Raw genomic sequence first — 19,648 nt, 5'->3', positions numbered from 1 at the left:
GACCGTTTACTCCCTATGACAAATTGCGATGAGTAAAAGGCCGGGCCTCTGAGCCCGAATAGCTGGCCACCACTTGCCCTTGACCGCGCAGGAGGTATTTGTAAATCACCAGACCTTCCAGGCCAACGGGCCCCCGGGCGTGGGTTTTGTTTGTACTAATCCCCACTTCGGCACCAAATCCGTAGCGAAAACCATCGGCAAATCGGGTCGAGCAATTAACAAAAACGCTCGAAGAGTCCACTTCATGCAAAAACTCTTCCGCCCGACTTTGGTTACTAGTCAAAATAGCCTCGGTGTGGTGGGAGCCAAAGGTGTTGATGTGATCAACGGCCTCGGCCATATTTCGCACCGACTTTACAGCCAAACGCAAGTCCCCATATTCAATCGACCAACTCTCTGGCGCTGAAAGGAGTTCAAGTTGTGGACACTGATCCGTCAACCTCTTTTGCACTTCTGAAAACTGTGTCTCATGGATCAACAAGGTCTCAACGGCATTACAGGCCGATGGATACTGGGTTTTGGCATCGATAATAATCTCTATCGCCTGATCCAGATCACAGTCCTCATCCACATAGATATGGCAAATCCCATCGGCGTGCCCCAGGACTGGTATCTTGGTTCCATTCATCACAGTCTGTACCAGTTCGTTGGAGCCCCTTGGGATGATAAGATCAATATCCTGATCGTAGGCGAGCATCTTACCCACATCTTCACGGGATTCCACAAAGGCAATCCACCCTTCGGGAAGAAAGGGGCACCGCCGAGTGACTTCCTGAAGAACGGCATCAATGGCGCGAATGGAATGAAGAGCTTCTTTCCCCCCTTTCAGTAATCCACCGTTACCGCTTTTGAGAAGGAGAGAACTTATTTGAATGGCCGCATCTGGACGTGACTCGAAGATAATACCAATGACCCCAATCGGCGTTGAGACCCTTTCGAGCACCAACCCCTTGTCCAACTCACGACGAAGCGTCATCCGCCCCACAGGATCACCAAGATTTTTGAGGTCCTCTAGACCATCAATGAGCTGGTCGATTTTGTCCTTTGAGAGGGCAAGGCGCTGGTAAAGACTCGGGGAGATCTTGCCCTTTTGCTCATCTAGGTCCCTCTGATTTTCCAGAAGCAAATCATTGGTCTTTTCAGACAACACCTCGGCATAGACCTGCAGGGCCTGATTCTTTTCCGCTGTCGTCAATGTTGCCAGCTTGAGGCTGGCCTGACGGACCTGTTTGATTAGCGTTTCCATCCCTCCAGGCCTCCGCTCACCAGGGTTCCTGTTTCGGGGACTTCATGGCGCATGATGCGCTGAATGCCATTCGCCAATTGGTCCTCGACGATGCCTGAGGTGATCCAACAGGCTGTTCCTGCTTCGACCGTCGCGCGGGCGGCCTGGATTTTGCTCATGGCTCCTCCCCGCCCTTGAGCCGATCCGCTCCAGGTTTCAATTCGGTCTAGAAACGACAAGTCCACCACTTGGTGGATGCACTCACCCTTTTCATAGCTTTTACGATCCTGAAAAATCCCGGCGATGTCGGTGAGCATGATGAGGACCTTGGCCTTCAACTCCACAGCGATGAGCGAGGATAGCCGGTCGTTATCACCAAAGGAATGGTCATTTTGCAGCTCCAATTCCTCAGTGGAGATCGTGTCATTTTCATTGATCACAGGGATAATGGGATGCTTTTCCATTTCCTTAAAGGTCGACAGGAGGTTTTGCCGTCGATGAGCGTTTGCCAAGTCTCCCGAAGTCAACAGCACCTGTCCCGCAGTGCAATCGTACTTAGACAGGATCATGTTGTAATACTGCATGAGCACCGCCTGCCCCACCGAAGCACACATCTGCTTTTCATGGAGGGACAAGATCCCCTCCAGTCCCAGTCTGACCCGACCAAGGCCAACGGCTCCCGAGGACACCAGAATCAACTGATCGTCCGTAGGCAAGTAAGGAATCACTTCATCAAGGATTCTCGCCAGTCGACTTGCCGCCAAAGTTCCATCCTGGTCCGTCAGGACCCCAGTACCCAGTTTTAGGACCACTTTTTCCATGCCCTAATCCTACCCTAGTCACTTAGAGGGCACATCCTCGAACGCGGAGCAAAACGGCCCAAATGGCCAGGGAACCGACAGGTCAGCGATCGCCAATCGTCAAACGACTAGGCAATCGACCCCGCAACATTGCCAGAAATATTGCTTACCTAGACTCACACCTGTCTTAGAATTAGACACACCCGCTATTTCAGGTGTCCAAATAATGGCCTCTGGCTGGCACAGAATTTCCAATACCTCTTCCCGGGTACTTTATATTAGGGGATCTAAGATGGAGGCATCCTGGTTTCCGCGTTGAGAACTTGATGCCTCCATTTTTTATATTCCCTGTTTTGGTCGACAACAGATTTTCCCGGTGATGAGAATCGCTGGGTAGACATCATAAGGGGAAGCACATGGGGATCAACATATCTCTGCCGGGAAATTCTGCAGTCACCACACACACACAGGGATTCTCTACACCACCGAAATTTTTTCTGCGTGTTCTGCCACAAGAATGCGCATATTACTCGCGTTCCCGTAGTATTCCCCAAATACTACTGCTATTTTTTGGAGTGTTTTAGCCTCTCCGTGCCAAGGAAAGTCTTCCACACAACACTCCAGGAAGAGGAGGTCAACACCTGACCTCCTCTTTTTTATTCAACACTCACTCACTCGCTTTGCTTGCCCTCAAACAGTTCCCTATTCTCACTTTCCTACAAAATCAGACGCGGGCTCCATGCCCTCGCCGGCATCGCTGGACTTCGTCCGCGAACGCGTCACGCTTGCCGGAGGTCTTCTTTTGCAGAAAAATGAGAATAGGGAACTCTTTGAGTGCAAAGAGGCGCTCTTGGAGAACAATGAAAACACCAATTTCTTTGGGAAGGGAAAATCGCCGTCTACCAAAACAAAAACCAGTACCTAAATTCTCGCCCCGCAAACCTGCCGCCAATTTAGTCCAACAACCCTTCCGACTGACGAGCTATCCCCGATCCTCCGAATCCAACACCCAACCAATCTTTTCTTCTAAGATTCGGCCAGCCTTTGTCCTGAAGACTTTCCTGGGGATCCCTCCTTGTAAATGAAGACCTCCGGCAAGCGTGACGCGTTCGCGGACGAAGTCCAGCGATGCCGGCGAGGGCATGGAGCCCGCGTCTGAATTGACAGGGAGGCGGATGCAAAAAATCTGCAGAAAAAAGGAGCCGAAAATCACCAAAGAAAAGCTAATAAAGCAAAAAGGGTTTGCGGGCGTCTTCCCATTGTTTTTCGTGCGCCAACAACCGCTTGTTCAGGTCCTCCGGCTCCCCATGCCCATCATCCACCCAGTTGCGCAGGAAATCGCTGCCCGAAAGAATGTCGATGGGCATTTTGTGCTCTTCGTATTCGTAGGGCGGCTGCCGCCACAGATCATATTCAGGATAAAGGCGGCGCACACATTTAAAAAATAGAGCCACAAGGCGGTAGGGCTGAAACTGCAAGTGATTGTAAAAACCAGCATCACAGTGAATCTGAATCCCAGAACAGAGGGCGCCTTGGTGTTTTTGGAAGGTGGGCTCAAAATAACAGGGGCGAAGATGACAGCCTTTGAGCCAATTGGGTTCGACAATTTTCATCTCCTCCAACACCTTTTCGGCTTTGATGTCAGGAGCACCTATGACTTCCAAGGGAATCGTGGTTCCCCGCCCCTCACTGAGATTGGTGCCTTCAACAAGCACCGTTCCGGCGTAGGCTCTGACTGTCGTCAACCGCGGCATATTAGGAGAGGGATTAACCCATGAGAGCTCATGAGGCCAACCGTAGTTAGGCGAGCCATTGGCGTGGTAGCCTTTCATCTCAATGATCTGCAGATCAACATCCAAATTCTTGTGCCTCACGTACCACCTGGCCGCTTCACCCAAGGTCAGACCGTGGCGCATGGCCACAGGAGCCGCACCAATAAAACTTTCCCAGCCAGGTTCAAGGAGCAGTCCTTCGACCGGCCTGCCAGCGGGATTGGGTCGATCAAGAACCCAAACCGACTTATGATTTCGCGCGCAGTCTTCCAATACGTAAAATAGCGTGGTCAAAAAAGTGTAAATACGACAGCCGACGTCCTGCAGGTCCACCAGCATCACATCCAAGCGGTCTAACATTTCATCCGTTGGTCTACGAACCTCCCCATAGAGGCTGTAGACAGGGACTTTAATTGACGGATCCAGGTAGGTGACACTTTCAATCATATTGTCTTGTTTTTCACCACGCATTCCATGCTGAGGGCCAAAGGCACAAGTCATATTGAACTCCCCCAATTGAGACAAGGCTTCCATCGAGTGGGCCAAACCTTTCGTCACACTCGCGGGATGGGCCAACAGCCCTACGCGCTTCTCCTGGAGCTGCCGGATCAATGATGCTTCTTCTAAGAGTCTGTCAATTCCCAATTCCATTTTAATGTCCCTCTGTTGTCTCTGTGTTCGCTAATTCCACGAGCGCGGCGGCTCTCGAAATAACTGGCCTATACCCCAGTTTGGTTTTAGCCTTTGTAATGTCCACAGTCCCTTCGGTCGAAAGAAAGCAAGCTGCCAACTTAGTCATGGGTGGCTTTCCAGGAAGGCGCAACAAAACCCACAAGGGTTCCAACACCTGGGCCAGTCCACGAGCAACAAAGCCAGGGATGGACTTGGTTGGAGCTGGAAACCCTAATGTCTCTACCAGCATGGAAATGAACTCTCGCAATGATATGGGGTCTCCATCGGTGATAAAATACACTTCCCCGGGCTGTCCCTTAGCCATAATCAGGTCGATGCCGTGAAGAAGGTTGCGAATGTGGGTGGTTGAAGTCCGATGAACACCCTGGTCAATCCACATCAAGGCTTTCTTCTTAGCCATTTTTTTAAGTTCAGGAATAAAATGCGTGTCGCCAGGGCCCCAGACCATTCTTGGCCGCACCACAAACGTCTGCAATTCCTCTGAATTGGCGGCTCTCACCAGTTTTTCAGCAGCTATTTTTGTTTGCGAGTACAAAAATGGGGTCTGCAATGGATAGGGCGTTTGTTCATTCATTTCATACTTGGAGCGGCCATCGAGCAACACAGCCTCTGTGCTTAGAAACAAAAACCGTGGAACCCGCGCCTGAACACAATCGGTAAGAAGGCTGTTCGTCCCGGTAACATTGATGCGGTAAAAATCATCATAGTGGCCAAAGTCCTCTACCTTGGCAGCACAATGAATGACCCAATCTACCCCATGGAGAGCATCGGCCATTGGCGAACCTAATTCTCCTCGGATCGGTTCTGCACCCAATTTCCTCAATTTCTCATCGCTTGCCTCGGAGCGACTCATGGCCAGGACCTGGTGGCTAAGCGCAATGAGGTGCCGAGCCAGTGCCCCACCAATGAAACCCGATGCCCCCGTTACAAATATCTTTGCCATTCTAATAGCCCAACTCTCTCAAATGCTCTTCAATTTTATTTGCCAAAATCCTATTGCCAAACTGACTGGTGTGCCCATCTCCCTTGATGGAGACTTCCTGACGATCATACCCATCAAAGACGTTGCGCAAGTCTAACCACTTGATTTCATATTGTTCCAAACAGAATGTTAAATCCATGCCCTTCGATCCGGGATGTAACACAAGCAGAAACTCCGATTCCTCAAACTGATTCTGTATGTTCCTTTTAACTTCGGCCAAAACTCGACAGGCAAGCTGCAAATCCTTCTGTGAAACTCCAAAAGGCCCGGTTAGCTTCATCTTACGACGCAAAAAGGTTTTATTCCAAGCTTTGGCTGAATTTGCATACAGCCACCTATCCTGGTGAATAAATCCATCCCGTACGACTTTGTCCTCCACTAACTTATACTGGGGCAAACCCTCACCCCAATCTATTGTCTGTAGACCACCAACAAGCCGATCCACGTGATAGGTGGGAAAAAGATAGAGGATCAAACCTTTGCGCTGGGAAATCTGTGACTTAAAATCAATATTCTCCGCCTGGGCCATCACATGCCCCAGGCCGTAACCCGGCACCGCATAGTTGTAACTTTGAAACTGGGCAAATCTTGACGTGAGCTGATAATCCAGGGTCTCCATGTCCTCCAATCCCTGGCCCATCATATTAGATCCCCCCAGAAACAACAAAAACTGCTTTGCCTCTTTTCGGTCCTCAAAAAAAACCCTTCTCCGGCGGAAGTCGTCGATGGTGTAGGTGGCCTCATAGATCACCCAATGATCCCGGTAACGGGTCACCCGAGTCACAATATTTGGTACGAGACTCCAACCAAAAACATCGATGGGATTGTCATAATAGGGTACCGTGGCCTTTTCCTCTACCGGGGACTCTTGACTGCCCTCTTTTACACTGCGCTGGGAAAAGATATACTGGGCCGCGACCAATCCAAGTAGGGCGATTAGGAGGCCAACGAGCAGGGCCAGGATGTTTTTCCACCAATCAGCGAATAGACCTTTGTCCTGAGTTGGAGACTGAGCCATACCGAAAAGTGAAGCATAGCCCAGGGTAAAGGTCCATTAAAACCACCTATTCAGGCGTAAGGTGACCATTCGCCACAGCTCTGTCGAGAATGGAGGCAACATAGTCTTCCAGACAGCGGGCCTCTCCCCAACAAGGGCCGTTGCGTCTGTCGACCTGGCTGCGAGTGATGCCATGACGGCGCCAAGCAGAACCTTCAGTTTCAGTGTTACAGACTATAGGCAACAAGCGATCAATGGCCTGGGCAAAACGGGCCTCAGCGGTCACCTGACCCTCATATTCGTTCCATAACTGCCAAAACTCTGCCTCAAGTTCCTCGGGAAGCAAGGCAAAGAGACGGTGGGCCGCCTTCGCCTCAACTTCGCGCTTCTCCTCTCGTCCCTTCTCGTCGTAAACAAAGGTGTCTCCGGCGTCTATCTCCACCAAGTCGTGGATAAGAGCCATCTTGACCACATGGTTCAGATTCAAATCCACGTGGGCGTAGCTGCCTAATAACCAGGCAGTCAAAGCAAAATGCCAAGAGTGTTCGGCGGAATTCTCACGGCGCTTGCCACTCATGATTTCACACTGCCTGTCGACAGTCTTGAGTCGATCCACTTCTTTGACAAAGACCATGATCTTTTCAAAGTTCTCCATTTTCCCTCTCGCCCTTAGTCTAGAGAATGGCTTAACCTCACCTGTCACTGGACTTGCTCCAGTGGGAGCAAATTCCGATAAAGCCATTGAATGGTACGAGTTAACAGAGATTCCCTATGGCGGCAAGGCTTGCTTGTGGTTGGGCTGGTGTGGCTCATTGCCTCGTGCGTGTCTGCTAAAAAGTGGCCCCCTTCTGAGAACGGCCAGCCCTTGGAGTGGTCCTACCCCCAATCCGTCGGTCCATTTGAGATGAGTCCACGCGGACCACAGGCGATCGAAAAACATCCCAGCCTGGTGGCCCTCGCCTACTACGGTTTCTCCAATAATCCCAGTGATTCGATGGCCACATCCCCTGAATTGTTCCGTCGGCAGGTGGCCTACCTGGAGGTGCAAAGCTTCGGCTTCATGAATCTAAAGCATTGGCTTCCGACAAAGAGTCGGCTGAGCGAGGACCGACAAATCCTTATCACCATTGAGGGATGGTCTTCCGAATCCGACTCTCTGCTTCAGGAAACTCTCGACAAAAAAATTCCTGTTGTTTTGTTTCTCAACTCACTAGATCTCAAGAATTCAGAAGCCATTTCTTTTGTCCAAAGGCAGGCACAAAACCCGCTTCTGAGTGTCGGCTTGCGGGGAACTGGAATGGCAAAATCCATCAACGAGGAACTACATCAGTTGGCGGACCTCACAGGTAGCCGAGTAAGCCTATTCAGTTATCCTGTCAGCAGTGATCCTCGCCCCATCAAAGTGGATCTTCAATCAGCAGGAATCACTTTAGCTCTCACCCATTTGTCGGGGGCCATCGGTTCGGAATCCGATCCCCTCCTGTGGCCTCGCTTCCCCATCAACAATCATCATGGTCAGCTACTAGGGCCGCAAAAAAATGGTTTTGAAATCCGCGCTTTTTCACTGCCCATGGATCTGACCAGTCTAGAAGACAAGAACTTTCTGCAAACCAACAGGCTATTCATTGGCATTACCACCCAGATACACGATGCACGCAGATTGAACTGTTTTTTCAATGGATCACCGGTGGCCCGCATCATGAGAACCGCCCAACACAAACACTTCCCCGCTTCTATGAAAAACTGGGGACACCGCTATGAGCTCAGCCTTAAAGAAAAACCTGAGGGACCGCCACTGCTCCGTTGCACTCTATTGGCCCAGCCCGGGAGCAAATCCCAACCCCCGCGCTTTCACTGGGGAACCGTACAGCTTCCATCTGCAAAAAGAGATTAAGGTGCTTTTAGGCCAAACTGTCTGAAGACTTTGCGAAAGTGAGTACGAAACTGCCCCAGAGTTCCAGCCTCCACATCTCTTTTCCCGTAAAACACCTGGCAAAAGACTTCAGAAACATAGGGCACAGGATCTCGTAAGCGAGGGAAATGACGGATAACCTCGTGGGCAAAGTCTGTGGGAGTGATTTCCTGTGCTCTGGGGTATTGCACCAACTCCATCACGCGCAAAAACAAATGATAGGACTTCACTACTTCTTCCTGGGGACTTAAGGGTCGGGAACGCATTTGTTTGAGTTCTGCCACCAATGACTTGCGATCATCACGGCTCAACCTGCCCGCGGGTTTGGTCTCGTCCTTTTGCCGATCAGAAAACTTGGTAAACAACATATAGATCAATAACACCGCTGCCACATACAAGAGCGCAATAGCTGCGTTTTCAAAAAACTTCAGGGCCTGTTCCACCTTGAGCCTGGCCTTTTCCTGTCGCTGCTCGCGAGTGAGCTTAGGCGGAGGAAGAATACCCTTTTTCCCCTCCTTTTGGCCTTTGCCCGCGTTTTTGGTTTGATCACCGCCAGGACCCGACCCATCCCCATCGCCACCGCCGGAACCAAGATCCCCTGAGACTCCACCGGGGCCCTGATCCTGGCCGCCCCCACCAGAGCCTTGCTGAGTTGCATGACCACCTGGATGGACTGGGGGAGAGCTTTGCACCTTTTGCGCTAAACCGCTCAGCTGCTTTTTGTTCAATTGCTTACCACTCAAGACCTGATCCAATTCCTGTTTGTTGAGACCAAGTTTTTTTCCTAGTTGTTGATACTTCTGCTGTTCAGACTTGGGGAGACTCTCGATAGCTCCCTTTTGGCGGACAAATTCCTCCTCCAACCGGGACTGAAGCTGACCCGAAGGCGTACCACCCGCAGCCATGCGATCCATTTCCTGTTTGAGTTCGGGATATTTTTTCAGCAGCTCATGTCGAGCCGCAGGGTTGTTGCGAATCTGCTTGAGGAATTTCTCCCAGGCCTCAGGGTCTAATCCAGGTCGGTTACCGGCAATACCTTCTCTTCCGCGCCCCCCGCCTCCACCAGCGGGCATATCCCCCCGACCACCTGGACGACCTAATGCGCCTGAAAGCTGACTACCGGCTGCGGCCATATCCCCCAAAGTCTTGAGTTCTTCGGGAGTGAGGCGACTGGCCAGAGACTCGGCAGTCTGCGAGTCGGATCCAATAAGCTGCTGTAAAACATCGGCACCCTCCCGTTGTGAGGGTGACAATGCAAAGCCGTCTGCACCCGGCCGTGGCTCTTGAGATTGCTTCTCCTGATAGTCGACAATCTGCTCGCTGACTTTTTCAGCGACCTTTGAACGAATCTCATCCATTTTTTTGCTAATGCTCGCCTTCTTCTGACTTTTAAGTGAGTCCGGCAGCACTTTGTCCAAAAACCACAAACTAAAGACCGCCAATAGAGCCACTATCATCACTGACTGAAGAGGACTGGGGCCAATGCCTCTCTTCAGAAAATCCCGCTCATGAGCATATACCCATTCCACGGTGGATTGGCGGTAGGAGGTCAATGCGGCAAACAGAGCAATGAGAAAGGTGGCGAAAGCCAAAGGATATGGACCCCACTCACCACTGGTGGCAAAGATCGCCACCACACCGGACACCAGGAGAGCAGCCCAATACTGACAGGCGAACACCGATGAAATCATGATCGTAAATATGAGAATGTAAAGAAATGCGCTGGGCCTAAAGCTCACTGCCTCTCGATTTTTCATCCAGGCAAAATAAAGAACGACCATGGCAACAATAAGGATTCGAATTAAATATTTTTTGCCCGATGCTGTAATGTAGAGAAGTCTCTTTCTCTCTTTAGAGTGCCCTTCACTATCCTGAACCATGCGACCAAAGACAAAGAGCCACAGTGATTCATGATCGTCACGGGTTACCAATTCATCCTGAAGGAGATCCCGGTGCCCCCAAATTCCTTCGCGAATAAGAAAACTAAAAGCTAGGGCTGCCGCAAAAAAGATTCCCGTTTGCCAATGATTGACCCCTTCAAGCAGAAACATGGGAATCATCAAACCAGCAAGAACCAGCACTTGAAACAAGGTAAACTGGGTGAACCTTCCTGGAGAAGGACTGCTAGGAGGCCGTGGAGTCTGAACCTTGTGTTTGGATGGATGTGTCCTTTTGTTTTTAGCCATTGACCAAAAACCCCTTGGCTAAGGGTTCACCACATTTGATCTTATAAGGCGTAAATCCCATTTTACGTAACTCAGCCACCTCTTCGTCAACTCCCCGACAATATCCCACCTCGGCCAAATGGGCCCAACTCAACTTTCGCAGAAGAGGAGCAACGAAGGAATTCACATCAATAAACACCACATGGACGTCGATGCCTTCACCCGCCAAATGCTTAAGGACTTCTCGGGCTTTACCAAACTCCAGTTTATGGTAAGGACAGATATACACCAGCGTTGAGCCCTGGGAAATCAAGGTAGAGGCACGCATAAGAAGCTCACCCGCGACTCCCCACCTAAGGAGAGATGGGTCATCAGTCAGTTGCTCTGGACTCCATTTGAGAACTTCGCGGCACATATGGTGAAGGTGGTCTTCTCCCCGTCCGAGCTCGGAAAAAAAGTGATTGCTGACTAAGCGAACAGAGTTGTTCATTTCCAACTGTCGGGACATGATCCCAAGGGCTGCATCCCGGCCGTACTCCCAGGTGGACTGGGACTTGATTCCCAAGTGAATTTCCGGATTCAAGTCGAGAACAACGGTCACCTCGCTATTAACGGATCTTTCAAACTCCTTCACCATGAGCTCACCTGTGCGGGCCGTGAGCTTCCAGGCAATGTGGCGTAGGGAATCTCCCGGTGAATAGGGGCGAATTCCAGAGAAGTTCACACTAAAGCCTCTTTGCGCCACATCGTAGTAACCATACAAGGTGGAGTGGGGGGAACCACGGAAGGCCAACTCTGGCAGTGGCTCGATACGGGGAAGGACCTCGACCTCTAGCAAAGTGTCTTCGACTATTAAAAACTTAAATACACCCAGCACATCCGTCACTGTCGCTTCAAGTGGGCCTATGTCATGATGGCCCATTCCCCCATCACACTTTCTTTTGTATTGAAGGCGCATATGGGAATGGGCTGGCAGAGTCCGGGGCATCGCCAGGCGCACCCGCGAGCGCAGTGAAGCGGTAAAGGTTTCGTCAATCACCAATCCATAGACGGGAAATCCACCTCGGTTGCGAACTTCAACAATAACTTGAACTTCTTCAAATTCAACGAGCTGAGGTTTTACCGGCAGACGTTGAACCACGAGGGACTGAGCCGCCGACCGGGCACTGAAAAACAAATAGACACCACACACGATGAGAGTCAATCCGATGAGAAAACTGGTCCTCTGAAACAGGCCTCCAAACAAAAACAAACCGGTCAAACCAAAGTAAAGAGTAAAGGGATTCAGTAGGTGTCTATATGAGTGAAAGGGGGGAAAGCCCACGTGATCCAAGTCCACGGATGCGGGACGTGAGAAATAGGATCTTATCGGTTTTGCAACTACATGTATCACATTTTATCAATTGGAACTGGAACGGCCTTTACCACTTCCTCAAGAACATCAACTACCGTCCGACCCGAGAGCTTGGCCTCCGGACTTAAGGTCACGCGATGACCCATGATGGGGAGAATCAGCTCCTGCACGTGCTCCGGGCGAATGTAGTCCACGCCGTCAAAAAGGGCGCGGGCCTGGGCCCCCTTGGCAAGTGCAATACTGGCCCGGGGGCTGGCTCCCAGCTTGAGGTCTGCATGACGACGACTTTGGTTCACCAGGCCAACGATGTATCCGTACATTTCACGGGAAACTCGGACCTTGCTCACCTGTTTCTTCAACCACATCACCCGCTCGTGGGTCTCCACAGCCTCCAGATTTTCAATCGGGTGAACTTTGTTTTGCTCCATGAGCATCTGGATCTCTTGTTCCGTATCGGGATAGCCCATGGAGACCTTCATCATAAATCGATCCAGCTGAGCTTCAGGCAGGGCAAATGTGCCCAACTGATCTACGGGATTTTGGGTCGCCAAGCAAAAGAACAAGGGATCGAGACGATAGGTCTTGCCCTCTATCGATACCTGCCCCTCACTCATACACTCAAGCAGTGCGGACTGGGTTCGGGGTGTGGCGCGGTTGATTTCATCACCTAACAGCAGACTCGTGAACACTGGACCAGGCTTAAACTCAAAGGCTTGGTTTTTCTGATTGAAAATGCTCAGTCCCAAAATATCTGAGGGCAGAAGATCCGGGGTGAATTGCACCCGTTTGAAATCAACTGCCGCAGACTTGGCAAGAGCACGAGCAAGAATAGTCTTTCCCGTTCCTGGCACGTCCTCAATAAGGACATGGCCGCCGGCGATCCAACAACACAAGACTGCCCGAACCTGCTCTTCTTTGCCAATAATGACCTTTTGGATATTATTGGAAAGATTATTGAGAATCCCTAATGCGCCTTCCAAGTTGGCCCCCGATTTGATTCTCCCCAATGGTAAAAAACTTTTACAGGGAAACCAACCTCCAATGAGCTATGCCGCGTTTTGTCGGTTCCCCTGAACAACTCTCATAACCAAAACCGCCACAAGGGGCAAACAGGTGAACAAGCAGACCAAGAATGCGCCAGAGGGCATATCCAACCGATAAGACAACAGCATTCCAACTGAGCTGAGGACAAAACCTAGACTCCAGCCGAAAAGGAGGCGTGCGCCGATCCCCTTTGCGACGAGAGAACTCAGTACCGCCGGAACAATAAGAAAACTGAAGACCAGAAGCACTCCAGCTACATGAACTGAACTGGTGATAACAACGCCAAAAAGACCATAAAACACGAAGTCCCACAGCCAACTGCCCCGATCTGAAAATGAAGCGGCGATCAGTCTTTTGCGCAACAATAGATGGGCCACGGCCACGAGTGAATAAATGACGGCCACTTTGCCAACTTGGGCCCAAGTCACCCACAGAAGATGACCCGTCAGAGCCGCTTTGATGTGTTCAGCCCCATGGCTCATTTTGTCAACCGTCAAAACCACAGCCCCTGAAGCAAATGCATAAAGAATTCCAATCAGAGCTTCCTGGGAAATCTGTTTCTTTAACTGGTTCGCGATTGCTAAAAGCAAGGCCGCGAGCAATGTGGCCCCCAGGGAGATAAAGTAATCCATCCCTTCACCGTGTTCATAACCAAGCAGCAGGGCAATGGTTGTACCGAACGCAGCTACCTGAGCCAAAGACAAGTCAACAAAGATCACTCCTCGCGCCAAAACGTGCAGACCCAAATAACAATGAATACCAACCAGTAGAAAACACATCACAAGGGGCGGGGCCAGAAATAGTACGGCTTCCATCAGACACCGCCCTTGTTGGCCCGACAGGACTCAACTGCCCGAACCAATTGATCGATCAAGGCCTCAAAGGTGTCCGTATCAGGCAATGCCTTTACTTCTGTCGCTACCACCGCAACCTTCAATTCGGCAGAATTTGCCACTCGCAGAGAGGGGGCCTGCTCAAAAAAACTCTCATGCAAAATACAGCCAACCTTCTGCTCCTGAGCCGCCTTGATCAATTCCATCAGATGTTTGGCCGAAGGTGGAATTCCCGGTTTCGCCTCTACCTCGTCGACTCGCACCATCCCAAACCGGTTTAGAAAATAGGAAAGGGTTCGGTGATAGGTAATGACTTTCGTCACTCCAGTCCCCTGAACCCTTTTTGACCACTGATCGGTTTTTTCAATCAATGACTGCTTGAGCCCTCGAGCCGCCTCTTTGAAGGACTCCGCACTGTCCGGCCTCAGCTCAGACAACCTCTCTGACAGGGCCAGACCCGCCTCTCCGTAGCGAATTGGATCGAGATAGAAGTGTGGGTTGCCAAAAGGATGAATGTCACCTTCCGCACGATCAAGCCTCCCAACCGGTTTTTCCAAAGCCTCGATGGAGGGACCAAGCTCCAGATAGCCCTTCTGTCCCTTTTGAATCTGTGGATTTCTAGCTCCCCTTAATACATTGGGCAACCAACCTGTCTCTAAATCCATACCAACTGCAACAACCAGGTCAGCCTGGCGCAATTTCACCATATAAGATGGCTTAGCCTCTAAATAATGGGGATCCTGAGTGCCTTTGCCTAGGACCACGACTTCAACTGATTTGCCACCGATCCTCTCAACCAAATGCCCTAAAGTGGTGGTCGTTGTCACAATCTGCAGTGGCTTTTCAGCTTTGGCGGTAAAGGCGAAGCTGAATCCAATGAGTAACCCAGAGATCCAACCAACAAGAGTGACCGTTCGTGTTTTTTGTGCTGTTTTCATAGATTCAATCCTCAATAATCATGTGCTGGATGAGCACCCATGCTCACATTCAATTGTAAACTCACTCGCTGCTCGGCTTGGCTCGCACCCGGAGACCGCAAATTGTCGTACTGCAAACGCAAACCCGAGTATTCAGAGGGAATATAGCCAACCAATGCCGAGTTCTTGCGAGTAATTCCCTCTTCCTCTTTAGGTAGGCCGAAATATTCATGGCGAAATTGAACCCACCAAAGCCGGTTCACCTTATATTGAATCCAGGTTGAGTAGCCACCTCGCCTTTTGTTAGCCGCGGCCTCCGGCAATTCGGCATATAAGCCCTCAAGAGTCCAACTGAGACTCTGAGTTCGACTGGAGTCGCTCGGCTTCCACTTTAATGTCATGGCAGAGCCAGACAGGGAATTAAATTCCTCGCCATCTCCCCGACCGCGCACATGGCTCAGTGTCCACTCGAAGGTGGTTTCATCATTGAAATCCCAAAGATTTTTCCAAGCCATCAGTCCGGCCACATCGTCGTTGGCCGCACTGGCAAACAAGTTCTCATTTTCTCCCTGGAGAGCCTGGATAACCACCTCTGAGTACCAGGGAAGCGGAGTCAAATAGGCAGCGGAAAGACCCACTTCGTTAAGACCTTCTTCCCCAAGAATCATTTGATGAGGAAGAGGCGCGTCGATAAAGGGGAAACTGTGAGTGTGGAGTTGATTGTGTTTACCGAGAAAGGCTTTGAACTTACCCACGCGGACTGTCCAGTCCTCCAAGCCGATTCTTTCGACCCATGCCTCCTCCGGCTCCAGTTTATACTCCAAATGAGTTTCGCCGTTTTCTTCTTCTGGATGAGGATGAATAGCCAGCGTCACATCACCACGCCAATAGGCATCGATATTGGAAGTTAATCGCACTTCCACCTCCTGAATGGAAAAGCCATTGGCCTCTTCCGGATCCTGAGGCCGATTACCACCCTGACCTCCACGGTAGAGAAACAAACCATTGAGGCTTAGGTCAGGGTTTGCAGCCGAGGCTGATTTCTGGGCAGCAGCTGGCAAGGAGGTGGAAACGATTAGGGAAAGCAGCATAGCTGTACGAATGCGGGAAGACATAATCCTCTCCTCTTTAAAAGGTCAGTTTTCGTGGCTGGAGATTTTTCAGGAAAGGAATGTCAACGGGGGACCACGAGACCTCAATGCTTCCGAGGCAGGGAGAGTCGCCACTGAAGATGTCTCTGCGGCAGGTTGATTCGCCTCTATTAACAGTTGCGGTACCTCGACGGTCTCATAAACTTGGTGGGCGTGGCTGTTGCTGATACCAAGATTACAAGGCAAACAATGCTCTTCCAGAGCAGAAGAACCAAGGCCACTATGACTGAATGTGTGCACCAAACCTGCGATCAAAATGACGGGCAGAAGGGTCACCAAAAGGCGTTTCAACATTATTGACCAATAAGACATTGACCCCGACCGGAGCAAGCCTCACCTTGCTTGACTCGCCGCATTTGATTGGACCTTGAAGATAGGTCGAAAGCCGTTTGTAATAATGTTCGAGGGGGCGGATGTGCAGAGTTGGACCATTATTCTTTTTGGCTACAACGAAGGGGATTCTATGGATCAAACCATTGAGGAAACCCTGGGAGTGGCGCGGGAATTGACGGATGACTTTGAAATCCTACTTGTCGATGATGGGAGCACTGACAATACCGTGGCTCGATCGCAGAAGTGGCAAGAAGGGGAACCTCGGCTCCACGTCCTCCGCCATGCCCAAAACCAAGGCATTGGCGCAGCCCTTCATACCGGCTATGCATCGGCCAGCAAGGAAAACGTGGTGGCCCTGCCTCTTGATGGTCAATTCGACCCCAGAGAGCTTTTACCATTTGCCGAAATCCGCGACCATCAAGTGATCAGCTTTTGCCGCTACGGACGACCGGGGTATTCTCTCTACAGAAAAGGGCTATCCCATTTCAACCGGGCGCTCAATTCCACTCTGTTGGGGTTGAACCTCAATGACGTCAACTGGGTGAAAATCTATAAGCGACAAGACCTCCAATCCCTGCCCCTGAGCGTTCAAAGCTCTCTGGTGGAAAGCGAAATCTGCGCCAAATTAACCCAAACCGGATGCCAATTTGTCGAAATTCCTAGCAGGTACTTGCCTCGACGCGGAGGCATTGCCCGAGGGGCCTCTCCTCGCCAGCTCTACAAAACGGCAAAAGAGACTTGGCATTTAGTCCAGGCAGTGAAACGATGGAGGCACGGCACAGAAAGGGTCAAGGGATGACTTCTGTATCACTCATCGGCTATGGATATTGGGGCCGGAATATCGCCCGTGTGGTGAGCCAAAGCGGACGCTTCAGGCTGCTGGAAATCTGTGACATTGATCCTGAAGCTCGCAATCAGGCTGCCGCGATCTATCCCGGCGTTCGCCTCTCTGATGGATTTCAGCTTCCTGACAAAGAGGCTGAAGTCGTTGCCATCATGACGCCAGTGGCTTCCCATTATGATTTGGCTAAACGATGCCTACAGGATGACCGCCATGTGTGGCTGACTAAGCCCATGACTATGACCCTGGCCGAGGCTGCTGATCTTGTTGAACTGGCGGAAAAAAAGAACCGCACCGTGTTTGTCGATCATACATTTATTTTCAATCCCGCTGTTCGCAAGATGAAGGAGCTTCTGCCACGAATCGGTGAGCCCTATTTTCTACTCTCTCACCGCATGAATTTGGGGCGCTATCAGGAAGATGTAAACGTCATTTATGATTTGGCTCCCCATGACTTGAGCATCATGACCTATTTGTTTGGGCAGAATGTTGTTTCAGCAGAAACCTTTACCTGTGCAGCGGCAGGCTTACCCCAAGAGGATTTAGCTCATGCCAACTTGGTTACTGACAAGGGTATTAAGGCCTTAGTGACCTGGTCTTGGCTGTCTCCTTTTAAAGTTCGGCAGATGTTCCTTATTGGCTCCAAAGGCATGTTGTTTTACGACGATGCGGAGGTGACCGGCAAAGTGAAGTTCTTTGACCGCGAAGTGACGGTAGAAGAAATGCAAGATGCTCACTCAGCAAAAGCCCTGGCCACTCGCATATCCTACCGCAGCGGGGACTTGTACTCTCCCACCATTCCAACCACCGAGGCCCTCGCCCTGGAAACAGAAGAATTGGACCGGGCCCTTAAAGACCCGGAAACCCGTCACTACTATCACCATTTAAGTTTGCAGGTGATGCAAGGAATGGACGTTATTCTTCAACCCTTGAATCAGGCCGCAAGACCATCTAAAATTTCAGCAACCAGATAGCCCCTCTCTTAGAGATCATGTCCTTTAGCTCCCTTTGGTCCCATTCTCTTTCTCGTAAAAACCGTCGGGTGATTTGGGCCCTTCTGTTTGTGATCGCCCTTGTGCCGCGGGCCTGGTACATCTCCGCCACGGACAGCACGAATCTAGTTAATCAGGATCCCATGTGTCGCATCAACATCGCCAATGCCTGGATGGTGGAAGACCAATACCCGAGAACCATGGTTTGGCCCCCTCTGCATATGGTCCTCCTCGCTCTGCCCTCCTATTTGAGCGGACACGTCCCCTATGAAAAGATCGACAAAGGTATTTCGGTTGAAGACGGAGGCCGAGCGCTAACGGCTGTCTTAGGAAGTCTCCTCGTCGTGTTCATTTTTGAATGGGCTCTGCTGTTTTTACCCTGGCAAGGAGCATTTGCTTCGGCATTGACCATGGCATTCTGGCCACTATCCGTTTATCTGGGTTCCATCACTCTGGCCGAAGTTCCGTTTATGGCCTTTTTGTTCGCAGCCCTTCTCGCCTTGATCCGCTATCGTCAATCCCCTCAGCTCAGGTGGATCTATGTGGCGGCGGTATTGTTTAATTGTGCCTCTCTGATCCGATTTGAAGGGTGGCTCTTTGCGACGACCCTCCCTTTAATCCTTGTTCTCCCCATGATGGGATGGAAACCAAGCTCATCCGGCAAAACTCATTTACTTTTACTTTGGCTGTTCAATTCTTTGGCGCCCTTTTATAGTCTCGCTAAAAGTGCCCAGCTGCACGGTGGAGACATGCTGCGGGCATTGACCATCAATCAGCTGGAGACAGAAGCCGAAGCCGTTGTCTTTGCCAAGACCATTGGATTACAGTCCCAACTGTCCAAGATCATTGCCAATGCCCTGATGCCCAACTACTCCTGGTTTGGGTTGTTGATTCTAGTGGGCTTGATTTGGCATTTGCGCCAGCGCAAATTCATGGCACTCCTCCTCCTGGTATGTATCCCAGCACTACCGAAGTACTGGAGTGTTTTGAGTTTTGCCATCCCCTCTGACCCCCGTTATCTGTTCACATCCACCTGTCTCCTGTGGCCTCTGGGATTTTTTCTTATTGGCTTAAGAAAGAGAGCACCTCATGACGGTGACCCACCTCCTTGGAGGACCGGCCCCTTTGGACTCAGTCTTGCCGTTCCCCTGGTTCTTGTCGGCTATTCCTTGTGGCGCCTCCCTCAGGAGGCTCATTATCGTGCAGAAAAGGGTTTTTCTTCCTCGTTTAAGGAGGCCGCCAGTCTGGTGAGACAGCTCCGCCTACCTCACGAAGCTGTCCTAGGGGAAATCAGTCACTCGGACCACTGCGGCTTTGCTGTTCTAGCGGGAATTCCGGCCGAGTTGTTTCGTATGCCGCCACCCCCCACCTATTTTAATCAGGAGCGATGGCAAAAAGTCAGCGTCGATTCCATCCTCGCCCTTTCCCATGAAAGTCTGAGATGGATCGTGGTCGACCCAAAGGGAGAAGTGCTACCTAAGGCGGTTGTCAGTCCTGAATTTCATGAAAAGCTGGCTACCTATGGACTCAATGCAAGACAAATATATCCACATCCAAGCTTGTCTGCCGATGATTTGAATTCCTTTTCGGTCTATCTCGTGCTTGAGAAAGATAAAAGCCCGCGAGTGGACGATTGA

At 50.8% G+C, this 19,648-nt stretch carries 16 protein-coding genes; 4 read left to right on the top strand and 12 right to left on the bottom strand.

Going from position 1 to position 19,648, the window contains the following annotated elements:
- Positions 1 to 13 precede the first annotated feature (13 nt).
- From H6624_02145 to H6624_02120, 6 genes are all read right to left on the bottom strand, one after another.
- A complete protein-coding gene (locus tag H6624_02145) occupies positions 14 to 1,246 on the bottom strand; it encodes a glutamate-5-semialdehyde dehydrogenase (protein MCB9083111.1) in 1,233 nt (410 codons plus the stop codon).
- Positions 1,234 to 2,046 (bottom strand): glutamate 5-kinase, encoded by an 813-nt coding sequence (gene proB / locus H6624_02140; GenBank protein MCB9083110.1) that lies wholly within the window; start codon positions 2,044 to 2,046, stop codon positions 1,234 to 1,236. Before proB ends, H6624_02145 begins: the two co-directional genes overlap by 13 nt.
- Before the next feature lie 1,202 nt (positions 2,047 to 3,248).
- A complete protein-coding gene (locus H6624_02135) occupies positions 3,249 to 4,448 on the bottom strand; it encodes a DUF1343 domain-containing protein (protein ID MCB9083109.1) in 1,200 nt (399 codons plus the stop codon).
- A 1-nt stretch (position 4,449) separates the two neighbouring features.
- A complete protein-coding gene (locus tag H6624_02130; GenBank protein ID MCB9083108.1) occupies positions 4,450 to 5,433 on the bottom strand; it encodes an NAD-dependent epimerase/dehydratase family protein in 984 nt (327 codons plus the stop codon).
- Between the two features lies 1 nt (position 5,434).
- A complete protein-coding gene (locus tag H6624_02125) occupies positions 5,435 to 6,490 on the bottom strand; it encodes a hypothetical protein (protein ID MCB9083107.1) in 1,056 nt (351 codons plus the stop codon).
- A 46-nt stretch (positions 6,491 to 6,536) separates the two neighbouring features.
- Positions 6,537 to 7,124: an HD domain-containing protein gene (locus tag H6624_02120; GenBank protein ID MCB9083106.1), complete on the bottom strand. Its 588-nt coding sequence runs from the start codon at positions 7,122 to 7,124 to the stop codon at positions 6,537 to 6,539.
- A gap of 90 nt (positions 7,125 to 7,214) precedes the next feature.
- Between H6624_02120 and H6624_02115 the strand changes: the two genes are divergently transcribed.
- Positions 7,215 to 8,363, top strand: coding sequence for a hypothetical protein (locus H6624_02115; GenBank protein MCB9083105.1), 1,149 nt, complete (start codon positions 7,215 to 7,217; stop codon positions 8,361 to 8,363).
- On the opposite strand, the gene H6624_02110 is transcribed toward H6624_02115, so the two are convergent.
- The 6 genes from H6624_02110 to H6624_02085 form a co-directional block, all read right to left on the bottom strand.
- On the bottom strand, positions 8,360 to 10,567 hold the full coding sequence (locus H6624_02110) for a DUF4129 domain-containing protein (protein MCB9083104.1): 2,208 nt from the start codon (positions 10,565 to 10,567) through the stop codon (positions 8,360 to 8,362). The two genes, H6624_02115 and H6624_02110, sit on opposite strands and share 4 nt — an antisense overlap.
- Positions 10,560 to 11,870, bottom strand: coding sequence for a DUF58 domain-containing protein (locus tag H6624_02105; GenBank protein ID MCB9083103.1), 1,311 nt, complete (start codon positions 11,868 to 11,870; stop codon positions 10,560 to 10,562). The genes H6624_02110 and H6624_02105 overlap by 8 nt, the downstream gene beginning before the upstream one ends.
- A 65-nt stretch (positions 11,871 to 11,935) precedes the next feature.
- A complete protein-coding gene (locus H6624_02100) occupies positions 11,936 to 12,880 on the bottom strand; it encodes a MoxR family ATPase (protein ID MCB9083102.1) in 945 nt (314 codons plus the stop codon).
- Positions 12,881 to 12,946: 66 nt separating this feature from the next.
- Positions 12,947 to 13,759 carry a metal ABC transporter permease gene (locus tag H6624_02095; protein MCB9083101.1) on the bottom strand — a complete coding sequence of 271 codons (813 nt, stop codon included), beginning with the start codon at positions 13,757 to 13,759 and terminating at the stop codon, positions 12,947 to 12,949.
- Positions 13,759 to 14,715, bottom strand: coding sequence for a zinc ABC transporter substrate-binding protein (locus tag H6624_02090; GenBank protein MCB9083100.1), 957 nt, complete (start codon positions 14,713 to 14,715; stop codon positions 13,759 to 13,761). Before H6624_02090 ends, H6624_02095 begins: the two co-directional genes overlap by 1 nt.
- Before the next feature lie 11 nt (positions 14,716 to 14,726).
- Positions 14,727 to 15,809, bottom strand: a complete 1,083-nt coding sequence (locus tag H6624_02085) for a hypothetical protein (protein MCB9083099.1) — start codon at positions 15,807 to 15,809, stop codon at positions 14,727 to 14,729.
- Positions 15,810 to 16,260: 451 nt separating this feature from the next.
- On the opposite strand from H6624_02085, the gene H6624_02080 reads away from it, so the two are divergent.
- Genes H6624_02080 through H6624_02070 form a run of 3 tightly spaced genes read left to right on the top strand, consistent with a single transcriptional unit; the run spans position 16,261 to position 19,648 of the window.
- Positions 16,261 to 16,977 (top strand): glycosyltransferase family 2 protein, encoded by a 717-nt coding sequence (locus tag H6624_02080; GenBank protein ID MCB9083098.1) that lies wholly within the window; start codon positions 16,261 to 16,263, stop codon positions 16,975 to 16,977.
- Entirely contained in the window at positions 16,974 to 17,993 is a 1,020-nt protein-coding gene (locus H6624_02075) for a Gfo/Idh/MocA family oxidoreductase (protein MCB9083097.1), read from the top strand. The genes H6624_02080 and H6624_02075 overlap by 4 nt, the downstream gene beginning before the upstream one ends.
- Positions 17,994 to 18,010: 17 nt before the next feature.
- Positions 18,011 to 19,648 (top strand): glycosyltransferase family 39 protein, encoded by a 1,638-nt coding sequence (locus tag H6624_02070; protein ID MCB9083096.1) that lies wholly within the window; start codon positions 18,011 to 18,013, stop codon positions 19,646 to 19,648.

It is taken from the genome of Pseudobdellovibrionaceae bacterium (assembly GCA_020635075.1).
GTDB lineage: Bacteria > Bdellovibrionota > Bdellovibrionia > Bdellovibrionales > UBA1609 > JADZEO01.
The sequence above is the reverse complement of the archived record's forward strand: the minus strand, read 5'-3'. Positions and strand labels throughout refer to the sequence as shown.